Origin of the sequence: Aminobacterium sp. EBM-42, from assembly GCF_001896635.1 — a bacterium.
Lineage (GTDB): Bacteria > Synergistota > Synergistia > Synergistales > Aminobacteriaceae > Aminobacterium > Aminobacterium colombiense.
Genome location: NZ_MPPC01000010.1, coordinates 110,564 through 125,866 on the forward strand (window position 1 = coordinate 110,564; position 15,303 = coordinate 125,866).

Sequence of the window (15,303 nt, forward strand, 5' to 3'; positions counted from 1 at the left end):
TGACGGAGAAGAAATGCATTAAAGGAGGAAATCAAAGACGATGCCCATAATAGCTATAGTGGGAAGACCCAATGTGGGGAAGTCTTCGCTATTCAATAGAATCTTGGGACGACGGGAAGCAATCGTGGATGATATGCCAGGAGTTACCCGCGACCGTATCTATGGAGAAACTGAGTGGAAAGGAAGACAATTCTATATTGTAGACACAGGAGGCCTTCTCGTTCGAGATGAACATCCTCTTGTTGAAGGTATAAGAAAACAAGCCACTCTCGCTATTGAGGAAAGTCACGTCATATTGTTTGTTATTGATGGCTTCAATGGCCCCAACTGGATGGATGAAGACGTAGCTCATATTCTCAGGCGATCTGGCAAACCTGTTATTGTCGTTGCAAACAAGCTGGATGACGGCATTCATGAGGATAGGGTCTACGATGCCTATTCTCTTGGGTTTGAGCATGTGGTGGGGATTAGTGCGCTCCACAAGCGTTATATTGATGATCTTATGGACATGGCTGTGTCTCTTCTTCCTTCAGATGAAGAGGAGGAACGGGATCCTGAGGAAATAAGAGTTTCAATCGTAGGCCGTCCCAATGTGGGGAAATCAAGCCTGGTCAATGCATTAGCAGGGAGCGATCGTGTTTTAGTAAGCGATATCCCAGGAACTACGAGAGATGCCACAGACACTGTTATCGAGATGAAAGAGGGTAAATTCCGTTTTATAGATACGGCTGGACTTCGCAAGAAAAGCCGCATTGACAGCGACATTGAATATTATTCTTTTGTAAGAACATTGCAGGCGGTGGATCGGAGTGATGTCGCCCTGCTCGTCATGGATGCTTCCGAACCCACAACAGATCAGGATAAAAAAATGGCGGCTCAAGTTATCGAGAAGGGGAAGGGGTTAATCCTTCTTATTAACAAATGGGACACCTTAGAAGCAGCAGACAAGCTGGGGGATGAAATGAGAAAAAGAGTACGGGATGAAATGCCCTTTCTCTCCCATGCCCCCTTGCTGTTTGTTTCAGCTTTGACAAAAAGAGGGCTAAACAAACTAACACAAACAATTAAAAACGTTCAAGAAAATAGAAGTAGAAGAATAGGGACTACTGAACTGAACCGTCTTATAAGGGATGTGCTGGCCTTTCAGACTTTGCCCACAAGCCGCAAAGGGAGAGTCTTAAAAATTTATTACTGTACTCAGACGAGCATAGAGCCTCCTACGTTTGTGTTCTTTGTAAATGACCCAGAAATTGTCAGTCAGTCATTTAACAAGCATATTGAGAACAAAATAAGAGAAATGGATACTTTTGATGGAACCCCTTTGCGTCTCTACTGGCGTGTGAAGCAGTAATTCTATAAATATAGTGAAATTAGGGCTTGACCGCAGTGCCAGTTACTGGTAATAATAAAACGACGCGAAGCTTGTCAATTACATACCTTTATATTAAATTAAAAGAAAAGGAGGTAATTAAGGGTGACAAAGACAGATCTTGTTAACGCAGTAGCTAAAGCAACAGGGCTGAACAAGCGCGAGGCAGGTGCCGCAGTAGGTGCGGTGCTGCAGGCTATTGAGAATTCTCTGGCCAAGGGTGATAAAGTACAGCTTGTTGGTTTTGGTACCTTCGAGGTTCGCGAAAGAGCGGCTAGAGAAGGAAGAAACCCTCAGGATCCTAAAAAAGTCATTAAGATTCCAGCGAAGAAGGTTCCCGTCTTTAGGCCAGGCAAGGCTCTTAAGGAAAAAGTGGAATAGGAATTTTTGTTTTATTATTAAAGAAGAGGCCCCTAAAAGGGGCCTCTCTCTTTTTCAATGCTATTTAACATATGCCAGAGTTCAAGCCACTGTTTTCCTGTAAGATTCTCTGCCCGAAGGGAGGGATTGAAATGGAGGGCAGAAAAGGCATCAATAAGGTGGTTTTTGCTGACGCCATTTCGAGAGGCAGAGTTAATCAGTGTTTTCCTCCTCTGGGCAAAGGAAGCCCGAAGGAGGGTCCTCCAGTTTTTCTGCCGGGGCAGATCAAAGTTCCTTTGTACCTTTATCTCAATTACAGCGGAATCTACTGCAGGTTGAGGATAAAAAGCCTGAGGCGGAACCTTCCTTAATATTTTTCGTTCTCCCATAATCTCAAGGGTGATCCCAAGGGGATATCTATCCTTGGTATTAGGGGAAGCGTTTAAACGAAGAGCAGCTTCTCGCTGAACCATTAAGATCATCGAATGTAAACCTTTGCCAGCAAAGGCTTCTAGAAGCCTCCAGATAAGAGGTGTTGTTATATTGTAGGGGATATTGGCGACAACCTTAGTTGGGGCAGCTGGTAATTTGGTTTCGTAATCAAAAGTAACCGCGTCATCCCAGATAATAGAAAGCCTCGGTCTGAATTCTTCTTCTAGAGGGTCGAGATGAGTGTGAAGTGTCTTATCGATTTCGAGGGCAAATATACGGCTGCATGGAGAAAGAGCGAGCTCTCTTGTTAAAACCCCTTGACCGGCCCCTATTTCCAAAAGAATGTCAGACTCATCTATGGCAGCCCATTTAACTATCTGCCCTAGAATATTTCTATCCGTAAGAAAGTTTTGCCCTAAACTAGATTTGTGTTTAAATGTTTGATCCTTCATATAACTTTCGTTGCCCTTTCTAAACTAAAAACCATAATGTCTACAAAACAAAAAAGCGGGGTAAATACCCCGCTTACTTATCCATGGTCGGGACGAGAGGATTCGAACCTCCGACCACCTGCACCCCATGCAGGTGCGCTAGCCAGGCTGCGCTACGTCCCGATGACTTGGGTATTTTACCTAATATACCAGTGAAGGTCAAGCTTTCATGGCGTCTTTCTATTATACATTCTCTGTAAAGCAATAAAAAAGGCCGCCCGCTGAGGAACGGCCTTTTGCTTGATTATTTATGGGTTATGCTTCTGTTTTAACAGCTTCTTTTCCCATTTCAGCAAGCTGTTTGTAAGATTCATATCTATCCTTGGCGTCTTCCGCCGCCTTCTCGAAGAGAGACTCAGCGATATCCGGGAAGGATTTAGCCAGAGAAGCGTATCGAACCTCGCTCATAAGGAACTCTTTGAAGTCTGCCTTGGGTTCCTTGGAGTCAAGAACGAAGGGGTTCTTGCCAGCTTCTTTGAGGAGCGGGTTGAAACGATACAGGTGCCAGTATCCCGCCTCAACAGCCTTTTTCTCCTGAGCCTGGGATTTGCCCATGCCAACCTTAATGCCGTGATTGATGCATGGAGCGTAGCCGATGATGAGGGAAGGTCCGTTATAGGCTTCAGCTTCAGTAATAGCCTTCATAAGCTGGTTCTTATCTGCTCCCATAGCTACCTGGGCAACATAGACATAGCCATAGGTCATGGCGATATGGCCGAGGTCCTTTTTCTTGACCCTCTTGCCGGAAGCAGCGAATTTAGCTACAGCGGCGGTAGGAGTGGCTTTTGAGGACTGTCCGCCTGTATTCGAGTAAACTTCAGTGTCGAATACAAATACGTTTACGTCTTCGCCAGAGGCGAGAACGTGGTCAAGTCCGCCAAATCCGATGTCATATGCCCAGCCGTCGCCGCCGAAGATCCACACAGACTTTTTCACAAGATAGTCTTTGCTCTCGGCTATTTTGGCGAGCAGCGCATTTGCTTCGGCGTTTCCAAGGTCTTTGTCAAGAATGGCATAAACCTTTTCAGCTGTCACCTTGGACTTATCTCCGTCATTTTTATTTTCAAGCCACTCTTCAAAAACAGCTTTAACATCCGCGGGGATGTCAAGGGCGAGCAGTTTTCTGACACTTTCCGCAAGGGCCTTCACGCTGTTCTTGACGGAAAGATACATGCCGTATCCATATTCAGCGTTATCTTCGAAGAGGGAGTTGCCCCATGCTGGGCCCTGACCCTTTGCGTTCTTTGTGTAGGGCATGCTTGGAGCAGAGCCGCCCCAGATGGAGGAGCAACCTGTGGCGTTAGCGATGAGCATGCGATCACCGTAAAGCTGGGTGATCAGTTTGGCATAGGGTGTTTCTCCGCATCCAGCACACGCGCCGGAAAACTCGAACAGCGGCTGAGAGAACTGACTCCCCTTCACAGTGCTCTTGTTGGTGAGATGTGACTTGTCTGTTACTGTGACAGAGTAATCCCAGTTGGGAACTTCCGCCTCTGTCTGAGAGGCGAGAGGTTTCATTTCAAGAGCGCTTACGGGGCAGATGTCTACGCAGTTTCCGCAGCCAAGGCAGTCAAGGGAAGAAACCTGCATGCGGAAGGAAAGTCCCGCAAATTCTTTGCCCTTGGCTTCAACTGTAGCGAAGGTCGCAGGTGCATTTTTCTTTTCTTCTTCATCAAGAAGAACCGGGCGGATGGCTGCGTGGGGGCAGACCATAGCGCACTGGTTGCACTGGATGCATTTGTCTTTGAGCCACTCAGGAATATTAACGGCTACGCCGCGTTTTTCGTATGCGGATGTCCCTGAGGGGAAGCTACCGTCTTCTCTGCCTAAGAATGCGCTGACAGGAAGTTTGTCGCCTTCCTGGCGGTTGATAACGTCACAGACGTTTTTAATGAAATCAGGTCTGTCGCTATCTTTGCTACAGCCACAGCAGCTCTCTTCTGCATTTTCCCAGCTTGCAGGAACGTCTATTTTAATAAGGGCGCCTATTCCTGCATCTACTGCTTTGTAGTTCATCTCAACGATCTTTTCACCCTTCAGACCATATGTTTCTAAAATGGCATCCTTCATATATTTCACGGCATCGTCAAGAGGAATGACTTTGGCCAGTTTGAAGAAGGCTGACTGCATGATCATATTGATTCTGTTGCCTAGGCCAATTTCCATTCCGAGGTCAATGCCGTTTAGTACGTATAGTTCTATTTCATTTTCGGCAAGATATTTCTTTACATTTCCAGGAAGGTTCTTTTCAAGTTCTTCTAAGGTTGTCCACTGGGTATTAAGAAGGAATGTCCCGCCTTTTTTAAGACCGGCAAGAACGTCGTAAAGGTAAACGTACTCCTGTTTGTGGCAAGCGATGAAGTCCGCTTCGTCAATGAGATAGGTAGAACGAATCGGTTTTTTCCCGAAACGAAGGTGGGAGATCGTTACGCCGCCAGATTTTTTAGAATCATAGGCGAAATATCCCTGAGCGTACATGTCAGTGTTATCGCCGATGATCTTAATGGAGTTTTTATTAGCGCCTACAGTACCGTCAGAGCCAAGTCCCCAGAACTTGCAGCGGATGGTTCCTTCAGGAGCTGCATTAATGTTTTCGTTCACTTCAAGGGAAGTGTGGGTTACATCATCAACGATACCAATGGTAAAGTGGTTTCTGGGCTCATCTGCCTTCAGATTATCAAATACTGCCTTGATCTGTGCTGGAGTAGTATCTTTAGAACCAAGGCCATAGCGGCCACCAACGATAACCGGTCTATCTGCTCTATCGTAGAAAAGCGTACAGACATCTTCGTAAAGAGGTTCGCCAAGTGCGCCCTGTTCTTTCGTTCTGTCGAGTACGGCAATTTTTTTGACTGAGTTGGGAAGAACGTTGAAGAAGTATTTTGCGGAGAAAGGTCGATACAGGTGTACAGCTATAACTCCCACTTTCTCTCCTCTTGCGTTAAGGTAATCCACTGTTTCTTCTGCAGCCATGCAGGCTGAACCCATAAGAACGATTATGCGGTCTGCGTCAGGTGCTCCGTAGTAGTTAAAGGGATGATATTCTCTTCCTGTTATTTTTTTTATTTCCTGCATGTAGCCTTCAACGATGTCAGGAAGGTCTGTGTAGAATCTGTTTGCCGCTTCTTTGGCCTGGAAGTAAATATCTGGGTTCTGTGCGGTACCTTTCTGATAAGGACGCTCCGGGTTTAACCCACGGGCTTTAAAGCGTTTTATCGCATCCCAGTCAACAATTTTAGCCAGATCGTCATAGTTCATAACTTCGACTTTTTGAATCTCATGAGAAGTCCTGAACCCGTCAAAAAAGTTAACGAAGGGAATGCTTGCCTTAATGGAAGCAAGGTGTGCAACTCCTGTCAGGTCCATAACTTCCTGTACACTACCAGAAGCGAGGAATCCGAAACCGGTAGCGCGGCATGCTGTCACGTCGCTGTGGTCACCAAAGATTGAAAGAGCGTGACCTGCTACAGCCCTGGCAGTAACATCAAAAACCCCCGGCAAAAGTTCGCCGGCAATTTTATACATGTTGGGAAGCATTAACAAGAGTCCCTGTGAAGCTGTGAAGGTTGTCGTTAAAGAACCTGCCGAAAGAGAACCGTGTACTGCACCTGCTGCGCCAGCTTCTGATTGAAGCTCAACCACATCAACTGTTCTGCCAAAAATATTTTTCAAACCATGTGCTGCCCACTCATCAATCTCTTCTGCCATAGGAGAAGAAGGAGTGATGGGATAGATAGCAGCAACCTCAGTGAACGCGTAGGAAACATGCGCTGCCGCGGTGTTTCCATCCATCGTCTTCCACTGCTTAGCCACCATTCATGTACCCCCTCTGTTTTTTTCAATAAAGAGCCCTTATACTTCTGGTATCCCAGAATAATTGTGTCTCTATTGAAATATAATAACAATTAATTGCTAAAAATAAGTTCAGGAGAAGGAAAAACATTTGTAAAAACCCATATTTAAAAACTTTATTTCCATTAAAACGATGGTAAAACCAGACCTTCTTTTGTGTTTGATATTATCATAATGAAAGGTGCTGTCAATGTTGTAGTAGCTACAAAATGTTATAGTAATAACAAATGGTAGATACATTTTCTTAGTATGTCAACGCTGCATTTAATGAAAAGACTGCTATAATTTATTTGCTTTTTTACGAGTGTGAATTAAGGTTGAGGAGGCGTTGATGCCTGTGGATTCAGTAGCGTTAGAGAATGTGATTGTTCGGCCAGAAGGTATAGATATTCCCTTTGACCTATCATCCTATGGTACAGGAAAACATGTGGTAGAAATAGGCTTTGGCAACGGGGAGTTTCCGGTATATATGGCCCGTTCCCATGGGGAAGATACTTTTTGGGGTATAGAGGTTTCTCAGACCTGCGTGTTAAAAGCGGCAAAAAGAATACGAAACCTTGGAATAAAAAATTTATTTCTCATGTGCGGCGATGCGCGTTTTCTGCTTCGAGAATGTTTTCAGGATGAAACTATTCATAAAGTATATATGAACTTCCCATGTCCATGGCCTAAATCCCGCCATGGAAAGCGGCGAGTAACATACTCGGGCTTTGCGGATATGCTTGCCGCCGTTCTTTGTCGTGGCGGTGTTTTTGAACTGGTAACCGACGAAGAGTGGTATGCAGATGAAGTCAAAGCCGTTCTCTCTGATCATCAGGCCCTTGCCCTTTATGCTTACGAGAAGAATCCCCACCGTTCAGTAACTACGAAGTACGAAAGAAAATGGCTTGCCCAGGGAAAAGATATCTTCCTCGTCCAGATAGAGAAGAAAGAAAAATTTACTGTAGATCGCCTCATCAAGGAGGAAAATGTTATGCACACAAAAATTGGAAACGTTACCTGGACTCCCTCTCAACTTCAAGTCCTTAATGGATTAGAGGGGAAAGCGGGGGATTGCCATTGGACCTATAAGAATTATTACATGTCTTCAGGGGAGTCCTTTTTGCTGGAAACAATAGCTTCTGATGGAGGCTTCGAGCAACGCTTCTTTTTAAAGTTAGTTAAAGGGGAAAAAGAGACCCTTATTAAACTTGACCCTAATTGTACTGCTTTTCGTACCCCTGCATTGAAACAATCTATATATTGTCTGGCAGAGCATCTTTCACAGGCAAAGGACCATTCATGAAAGGTTTTGCATTAAGCCCTGTGGGGGTTGTACGATCCTCAATGAAGAATCCTGTTTCTCCTGACATGTTCAAAGATCATGAGTCTCGTATCGTTCTTGATTCCTTCTATCTTCCAGCTTTCGAAGATTTAAAGGATCCACAGGATATTCTGGTTATTTTCCGCTTTCATAGGTCTTCATCCTTTCCTTTTGTGGTCCATCCAAGAGGAGATGCCAGCCGTCCCTTACGGGGGGTTTTTTCCACATGTTCCCCCCGTCGTCCAAATTTTCTTGGGGCTACTCGTTGCCGCCTGGTCAGAAGAGAAGGAGCGGTGCTTGTTGTTAAAGGGCTTGATGCTATTGACGGAACCCCGGTCCTTGACATTAAACCTTTTGTCATGGAGAGTTCCAAATGAAAGATGTTCGTCCCACTTCATCTAAGGTCCTTCAGGCTTTGTTTAATATTTTGGGGCCCCTTCATGGTTTGACCTTCCTTGATCTCTTCGCCGGAACAGGTAGGGTGGGGCTTGAGGCCTATGAGCGTGGAGCGTTTGCTGTGGTTGAAGTGGAATTACTGCAAAAAAGGGCTGCAGCTATCCGTAAAAACATAAGAATAGGCATGGAGAATAACAACTATATTGTACTTTCTATGGATATTCGAAGGGCCCTCCAGTGGCTAGAGAAGAAAAACTACTCTTTTGATATTATTTTCGCAGATCCTCCTTACGAAGAAGGATGGCCTAGAAAGATCCTTCAGTTGTTAAAAGAGAGAAATTCTATAATCAAAAATGAAGGAGATATTATTATAGAACATTCTATTCATGAACCTCTTGATATACTTGAAGGAGATTTTGTAGTGATTGATCGTCGCACTTACGGAGACACCATACTCACCTTTCTAAAAAAGAAGGAGGCCATTTCATGAGACGCCCCATGCGAGCTGTCTATCCAGGTTCTTTCGACCCCATTACCAATGGGCACATCTACATTGCAGAGCGAGCGGCAGCTCTTTTTGACGAACTCGTAGTAAGTGTGTTGCTTAACCCTCAAAAAAAGGCAACGTTTAGTGTGGAGGAGCGGCAGGCCATGGCGAGAGAGGCTCTAAGCCATTTACCTAATGTCAAAGTGAGTTTCTTTGAGGGGCTTCTTGTAGATTTTTCGCGGCAAGAGAGAAGCCGTGTCATTATACGCGGCCTCCGGGCTCTTTCTGATTTCGAGTATGAATTTCAGCTTGCGCTTATGAATAGGCAGCTTGCCCCAGATATAGAAACCCTTTTTATTGTGACTGACGCAAAGTATTCCTATCTTTCAAGCCATGCCGTTAAAGAGATCTTCCACTTTGGAGGACCCATTCAGGAAATGGTGCCTCCGGGAGTGTATAGGCGGCTTCGAGAACGTTTTCCGAGACCCTTCCATAGTTAATTAAGGTCAAGGAAGGAGCTCTCTGTCTGAAGAGGCTTTGCCTTTATTTCCTGGTTGAATAGAGGAGATGGGACAAGATGCTCCCACAATATGGAGGCAAAGTGTTCCAGTTGTAGGAGCCGGCTTCCAATCCCCTGGGAGGGCGGCATGTGCCCCCTTGTTATAATAGGTAGTGTAGACCTTTTTCTCATATCCCTCAGCATTTTCTGCCCCTTTTGTGAAAATCCGAGTACGCGAATATATTGAGGGCCTAATCGCTGCCATGCTCTGTTCTCCCAATGGGAGATACCTAATAGGTAATGGATTGCGAGGCGCTGGAGCGTCCCCATGGTATAGCGCTTAGAGGTGCCCTTTGAAATGAATTCTTTCCATGAAGAACTCGTGGCAGCTAGCTTGAGAAATAGATTTTCAAGCCCTTCTTTCATTTCCGCCGTACGAGAAATTTCTTCCTGTGAGCTCCGCAGAAGGCTTGTCTGAAGGAAGGGCCAGAGATTTTGGGCAGAAAAAACGATCCTTCCTTCCTCCAAGGTTCTTTCAAGGACCAGACGGGAGTAGAGGGGGAGGGCCATGTGTACATCAGAGATCCTTCCATCACTATATGCTTTTCTGATGGCAGATGCGCTGGCCCATTTGCCGCAGCTCTTTTCATCATGGAAATCCGCCCCCTTCCTCTCTATGGGAAGGGGCTGGAAGGGGTATCCCTTTTTTCTGGAGTGGAGAAGGTAGGCCAGAGCGAGAGAATTGTTGGGGAGAGAAAGAATGGAACCAGATAATGGGATCATTTCATCCATAGCCATTGCTCGCGCTTTTACATATGAGTACCCTTTATCCAGATAACGGCGGAGTTGTCTCTTGAAAGGATCAGGTTCGTGAATTAGAATGTCAAGGATTGCAGACAAATCACTGCAATGATTTTCCATGCCAAAAGATAGATGGGTAACAGTGTGGCATGCTGCCAGAATATCTACCGCTCCTGCGGCGAAAACTCCGGCATTATGGCACGAGAAAAAAACTGGCAGTTCTAAGACAATATCTGCTCCTGCCTGAAGGGCCAGGGCAGTGCGCTGCCATTTATCAATAAAAGAGGGTTCTCCTCTTTGGGTGAAGTGGGAAGAGAGAACAACAACTATTCCTGAAGCTTCTGCTCTTCGAGCAGCCTCTTCCAATTGGAATACATGCCCATTATGCAGTGGGTTATACTCTGCGATGATGCCAACAATGTTGTTGCTCATGGTTTATCACACTTTCTTAAAGTTATATGATCTATATATTTATAAAGATACCCTGTAGAATTCTATCAGGTCAAGAAGAGGGAGGAATCTAGAAACAATGAAAATACTAGTTCTTAATTGCGGAAGCTCGTCTTTAAAGTATCAGCTTTTTGATATGGAAACAGAGGCCGTTCTAGCCAAGGGGCTGGTAGAGCGTATTGGGATTGAAGGTTCTCGTATTAAGCATTCTAAGACTGGAATGGATCCTGTAATTAAAAACATTGAAATTAATAACCACAAAGTAGCTATCAAACATGTACTTGAGGCCTTGCTCAGCACAGAACACGGTGTGCTGAAAAGTCTAGACGAGCTCAATGCGGTCGGACATAGGGTAGTTCATGCGGGAGAGAAGTTCGCCTATTCTGTCATGATAAACAAAGAAGTTATCGATGCTCTTCAGGAATGTGTGCCTCTTGCCCCTCTTCATAATCCGGCAAATCTTATGGGCATCGAAGCTATGCAGGAAGCTCTTCCCAATGTTCCTCAGGTTGGTGTTTTTGATACAGCTTTCCATCAGACAATGCCGGGTCGGGCATTTATGTACGGAGTCCCATATCACTACTATGAAAAGTATAAAGTTCGCCGATATGGTTTTCATGGAACAAGCCATTTCTATGTTTCCTACAGAGCGGCTGAGTTTTTAGGGAGAGATGTTAAAGATCTGAAGATTGTAACATGCCATTTAGGGAATGGAAGTTCCATTACGGCTGTCGATGGCGGCAAATCCATCGACACAAGCATGGGTTTCAGCCCGCTTCCCGGCGTTATTATGGGAACTCGCGCCGGAGATGTCGACCCCCAGCTTCTTACGTTCCTTGCTGAGCAGGAAGATATTGACCCGAAAGCAATGAATCATATTCTGAACAAAGAAAGCGGCCTTCTTGGCATTTCAGGAATAAGCAGCGATCTTCGGGACATAGAAGAAGAAGCGGCGAAGGGAAATAAACGGGCAGAGCTTGCTGAATCCATGCTCTATTACGGCATTAAAAAGTATGTTGGCGCCTATGCCGCAGCTATGGGCGGTATAGATGCGCTTGTATTTACTGCTGGAATTGGAGAAAATAGTGCCAGGGCCAGAGAAATGGTTTGTAAGAATATGGAATTCCTTGGCATTAAGATCGATTCAGAGAAGAATAATGTCCGAGGGAAAGAAGCGGTAATCAGCACCGACGATTCCAGAGTCAAGGTGCTTGTCATCCCCACAAACGAAGAGCTTGTTATTGCCCGTGATACCAGGGATATAGTATCAAAGTAAGAGAAGACGGGAGGATGGTGCAGCATGGCGATAACTGATCTGCCTTCTGACTGGTCGTTCTGGATTCTTCTTCCAGATCGAGAGGAAGGTCCGGAAGTTGTAGATGCTTCCTGGAATGTGGAACTCAAGGAGCCGTTATTTTTTGCTCAGGAAGAATTTACTTTTATTTCTCCATTTCAGGTCAACGCTCATGCGCGCTGGGCTGATCAGTCAGTTATGGTTGAAATAGATCTAGAGGCAACGATTTCAGTTCCCTGTGTTCGCTGTCTTGAGCTAACAGATATTGCATTACGGACGCATTTCATGTATCTTTACTCTTTGCGGGATTTTGTATCGTCAGGTCGTGAACAGGAAGCTGACGAACATATAGTGCTTGTGGATTCTTTAGAAAACAGACTGGATATTACTCCCCAGGTGTGGGAGAGTCTTATTTTAAGCCTTCCGCTCCATCCCCTTTGCAGAGAGGAGTGCAAGGGGCTTTGTCCTATTTGCGGAGCATCTCTTAACGAAGGGGACTGCGGCTGTAACCGCCAGGCTATAGATCCCAGGCTCTCAGACCTGTTGAAAATGAAAGAAGACGATTTGGAAGCTTAAAGAAAAGGAGGGGAACTGATATGGCAACGCCGAAAAGCAGAGTTTCTCATGCACGTACCCATAAAAGAAAAGCAAATTGGCTTGGATCTGCCTCTATGCCAGGTCTTACTACGTGCCCTCATTGCGGTGAAATGATCATGACCTACAGAGCTTGTCCCGAGTGTGGTTATTATCGTAGCCGTAAGGTTATTAAGACAACAGCTGAAGAAACAGTGGAAGAGGCCTAAAAGGCATATATAAAACCCTTAGAAATTTCTAAGAAAGTTTATAACGGAGAGGAAATTGCTCTCCGTTATTTTTTTCTTGACCTCCCTTGAGAAACATATTATACTGACCAAGTCATCAGATCAGATGTTGGTACCTGGTCATAAGTAAGATTGGAGGTCGTTGGTAATTCGTTCAAAAAAGAAGAAACAACGGCAAGGGAAATTATTAAAACTCCTAGAGCAAAATCCGCTTTATACGGATAAAGAATTGGCTGATGCCTTGTCAGCTAGTGTTAGCACTATTCGCCTTGATCGAGCTCTCCTTGGTGTGCCAGAATTGAGAGAGCGCACCATAAATATGGCTCAGCGTGCTACGAGCAAGCTGCGCTCATTAAAACAAAGTGAAGTGGTAGGCGATCTTCTCGAACTTGAGCCCAATAAATGGGCTTTATCAGTTCTTCAGACAAAAAAAGAGATGGCTTTCCGCCATACAGATTATGTATGTGATCATTATATATACTCCCAGGCGAGTTCAATAGCGATTGCTGTCGTTGAAGCAGATATGGTTATAATCGATTCAATGAGAGGCGAGTATAAAAGCCACGCCAAAGTTGGGGACGTACTGATCGCACGCGCTAAAGTCGGTGTTCATAAAGACAACAAATATATAGTCAGTGTCAGGACTCGGGTAGGAGATCAAGAAATTTTTGTCGGCCGTTTTATCGCTGTGGTCATCGACTCCCTCGAGATGAAGAGTTAAGAGGGGAGGCAATTTGCCATGTTGTTGGCTCTTGATGCAATGGGGGGAGACAATGCTCCACATGAGCCCTGTAAAGGGGCTATTTTAGCCTGTAGGGAATTTAGCGATCTTGAAATCATTCTTGTGGGAAATCGTGCACAAATTGAACCTATTATAGATCAGGCGGCTGATGATGTACGCCGAAGACTTTCTGTGGTCCATACGGAAGAATATATTTCCATGGATGAACATCCGAGCAGAAGCATACGACAAAAACGACATTCCAGCCTCCGGCTGGCCATGGAAATGGCTAGAAGCGGTGAAGCCCAGGGGTGTGTTTCAGCTGGGAACACGGGGGCTATCGTTGCTGGTGGTGTTCTTGTCGTAGGTCGTATATCCGGAATTGACCGCCCCGCATTAGGAGTGGCCATGCCGACTCTGAATAAATATACTTTCCTTTTAGATGTGGGAGCTACTGTTCGAGCAAAGCCTATTAATCTTTATCAATTCGCTTTAATGGGTAATATCTACTCAAAATATATCTTAGGGGTGCCTTCCCCAGAAATAGCTCTGCTTTCTAATGGTTCTGAAGATATTAAGGGAGACGAAGTTATAGCAAGCGCAAAGGAAATGTTAAAAGTTAGCTCCTTAAATTTTACAGGATACGTGGAAGGTGACGAAGTTCCTTTCAGTAAGGCTGATGTTGTGGTTTGTGATGGATTTTCTGGAAACGTGGTCTTGAAATTTGCTGAGGGCGTTATTCAGGCTGTTTATTCAATTGCCAAAGAAGAGATGGGACGAAGAATATTGCCTAAAATAGGCATGGTTTTCATGGTCCCCATGCTTAAAAGTTTATGGGGCCGGTTCGATTACGAAAAGCATGGAGGAACACCTCTTCTCGGCGTAAAAGGAGTTGTAATTAAAGCTCATGGCCGTTCGAAAGCCCCAGCTGTTGCGAGTGCGATTAGAGTGGCGAGAAACTTTGTTCTGCAAAAGGGCGTCGAACATATAACGAATGAGCTTCACAAGGAGGTTTAATTATATTATGGGGCAGTTTCATGGTCGTGATGTCGCTATTCTTGGAACGGGAATGTATGTTCCAGAAAAAACATTGACAAACGACGATCTTTCAAAAATAGTCGATACGAGTGATGAGTGGATACAGGAGCGTTCAGGTATTCGGGAGAGACATATCGCATCAGAAGGAGAATTGACAAGCGATTTAGCGTATAAAGCTTCTTTAGCGGCTCTTGAAAAAAGCGGCGTATCACCATCTGAACTAGACATGGTCATTGTGGCGACAAACTCCCCGGATACGGTGTTTCCTGGAGTAGCACCTAAAGTGCAGGGAAAACTAAATGCTTCTCGTGCTGGAGCCTTTGACCTCCAGTCTGGATGCACAGGGTGTGTGTATGCTCTTACTGTGGCTGCAACCGGCATTTCCTGCGGGCTTTGGGACAAGGTTCTAGTTGTGGGAGCAGAAGTGCTTTCCAGAATTATAAATTGGCAGGATCGCAATACGTGTGTGCTTTTCGGAGATGGTGCCGGAGCGGTAGTTCTTGGTTCAGCCCATGCTGGGCAAGGTCGGTTTATCTCATCTGATCTTAGGTCAGACGGAACAAAGTCAGACCTCATTATTTTCCCTGGTGGGGTTGTTGAAAATCCAGCCTCAGAAAAGACCCTTAAAGAGGGTTTGCATTATGTCCATATGAAAGGGAACGAGGTCTTTAAGTTTGTGAACCAGGTTATTCCAACCTTTTTAAAGGAGTTTGTTCGAGCTGAAAATATTCAACCGGCAGAAATCGATTGGTGGCTGTTCCATCAGGCCAATCTTCGCATAGTAGACGGAGTGATGAAGCGCCTTGATGCTGAACCTGAAAAAACATGGATAAATCTTGATCGTTACGGAAACACATCTGCGGCTTCTATTTTTCTTGTCCTTGCCGAACTTTTTGAGAGCGGGCAAGTGAAAAAAGGACATAAAATGGTGTTGACAAGTTTTGGAGCGGGCATGACATACGGCTCTATACTGTATGAGATGTGAGGTG

General features: G+C 45.1%; 15 protein-coding genes and 1 tRNA gene. 12 read left to right on the forward strand and 4 right to left on the reverse strand.

All coding sequences use genetic code 11. The features are described from left to right. The first annotated feature begins 40 nt into the window (after positions 1-40). Both der and BUC50_RS02560 read left to right on the forward strand, forming a co-directional pair. On the forward strand, positions 41-1,351 hold the full coding sequence (gene der / locus BUC50_RS02555) for a ribosome biogenesis GTPase Der (RefSeq protein ID WP_013048467.1): 1,311 nt from the start codon (positions 41-43) through the stop codon (positions 1,349-1,351). Between the two features lie 123 nt (positions 1,352-1,474). Beyond that, the gene (locus tag BUC50_RS02560; RefSeq protein ID WP_013048466.1) at positions 1,475-1,750 is read left to right on the forward strand and encodes an HU family DNA-binding protein; all 276 of its coding nucleotides are present in this window, start codon (positions 1,475-1,477) and stop codon (positions 1,748-1,750) included. A gap of 32 nt (positions 1,751-1,782) precedes the next feature. Here the strand turns inward: BUC50_RS02560 and rsmA are convergent, their stop codons facing one another. From rsmA to nifJ, 3 genes are all read right to left on the reverse strand, one after another. Then, positions 1,783-2,613, reverse strand: a complete 831-nt coding sequence (gene rsmA, locus BUC50_RS02565; RefSeq protein ID WP_013048465.1) for a 16S rRNA (adenine(1518)-N(6)/adenine(1519)-N(6))-dimethyltransferase RsmA — start codon at positions 2,611-2,613, stop codon at positions 1,783-1,785. Between the two features lie 84 nt (positions 2,614-2,697). After that, a tRNA-Pro gene (locus BUC50_RS02570) sits at positions 2,698-2,775 on the reverse strand. A gap of 132 nt (positions 2,776-2,907) precedes the next feature. Beyond that, positions 2,908-6,468, reverse strand: coding sequence for a pyruvate:ferredoxin (flavodoxin) oxidoreductase (gene nifJ / locus BUC50_RS02575; protein ID WP_273311853.1), 3,561 nt, complete (start codon positions 6,466-6,468; stop codon positions 2,908-2,910). 367 nt (positions 6,469-6,835) lie between these two features. Between nifJ and trmB the strand changes: the two genes are divergently transcribed. The 4 genes from trmB to coaD are packed head-to-tail and all read left to right on the forward strand — an operon-like array spanning position 6,836 to position 9,190. Next, a complete protein-coding gene (gene trmB / locus BUC50_RS02580) occupies positions 6,836-7,789 on the forward strand; it encodes a tRNA (guanosine(46)-N7)-methyltransferase TrmB (protein ID WP_013048463.1) in 954 nt (317 codons plus the stop codon). Further along, entirely contained in the window at positions 7,786-8,184 is a 399-nt protein-coding gene (tsaA, locus tag BUC50_RS02585; protein ID WP_013048462.1) for a tRNA (N6-threonylcarbamoyladenosine(37)-N6)-methyltransferase TrmO, read from the forward strand. Before trmB ends, tsaA begins: the two co-directional genes overlap by 4 nt. After that, the gene (locus tag BUC50_RS02590; protein WP_286677129.1) at positions 8,181-8,693 is read left to right on the forward strand and encodes an RsmD family RNA methyltransferase; all 513 of its coding nucleotides are present in this window, start codon (positions 8,181-8,183) and stop codon (positions 8,691-8,693) included. The genes tsaA and BUC50_RS02590 overlap by 4 nt, the downstream gene beginning before the upstream one ends. Continuing rightward, entirely contained in the window at positions 8,690-9,190 is a 501-nt protein-coding gene (gene coaD, locus BUC50_RS02595; RefSeq protein WP_013048460.1) for a pantetheine-phosphate adenylyltransferase, read from the forward strand. The genes BUC50_RS02590 and coaD overlap by 4 nt, the downstream gene beginning before the upstream one ends. Here the strand turns inward: coaD and BUC50_RS02600 are convergent. Beyond that, positions 9,187-10,422 (reverse strand): tRNA(Met) cytidine acetate ligase, encoded by a 1,236-nt coding sequence (locus BUC50_RS02600; RefSeq protein ID WP_013048459.1) that lies wholly within the window; start codon positions 10,420-10,422, stop codon positions 9,187-9,189. The genes coaD and BUC50_RS02600 overlap by 4 nt on opposite strands. A 97-nt stretch (positions 10,423-10,519) precedes the next feature. On the opposite strand from BUC50_RS02600, the gene BUC50_RS02605 reads away from it, so the two are divergent. The 6 genes from BUC50_RS02605 to BUC50_RS02630 all read left to right on the forward strand — a co-directional run bounded on the left by BUC50_RS02605 (position 10,520) and on the right by BUC50_RS02630 (position 15,299). Then, positions 10,520-11,716, forward strand: coding sequence for an acetate/propionate family kinase (locus BUC50_RS02605; protein WP_013048458.1), 1,197 nt, complete (start codon positions 10,520-10,522; stop codon positions 11,714-11,716). A gap of 24 nt (positions 11,717-11,740) precedes the next feature. Continuing rightward, entirely contained in the window at positions 11,741-12,310 is a 570-nt protein-coding gene (locus BUC50_RS02610) for a YceD family protein (protein ID WP_013048457.1), read from the forward strand. A 20-nt stretch (positions 12,311-12,330) separates the two neighbouring features. Then, on the forward strand, positions 12,331-12,537 hold the full coding sequence (gene rpmF / locus BUC50_RS02615; RefSeq protein ID WP_013048456.1) for a 50S ribosomal protein L32: 207 nt from the start codon (positions 12,331-12,333) through the stop codon (positions 12,535-12,537). A gap of 160 nt (positions 12,538-12,697) precedes the next feature. After that, positions 12,698-13,276: a transcription factor FapR gene (fapR, locus tag BUC50_RS02620; protein WP_013048455.1), complete on the forward strand. Its 579-nt coding sequence runs from the start codon at positions 12,698-12,700 to the stop codon at positions 13,274-13,276. 18 nt (positions 13,277-13,294) lie between these two features. Beyond that, positions 13,295-14,293 (forward strand): phosphate acyltransferase PlsX, encoded by a 999-nt coding sequence (plsX, locus tag BUC50_RS02625; protein WP_013048454.1) that lies wholly within the window; start codon positions 13,295-13,297, stop codon positions 14,291-14,293. Positions 14,294-14,300: 7 nt separating this feature from the next. Next, the gene (locus BUC50_RS02630) at positions 14,301-15,299 is read left to right on the forward strand and encodes a beta-ketoacyl-ACP synthase III (protein WP_013048453.1); all 999 of its coding nucleotides are present in this window, start codon (positions 14,301-14,303) and stop codon (positions 15,297-15,299) included. Positions 15,300-15,303 lie beyond the last annotated feature (4 nt).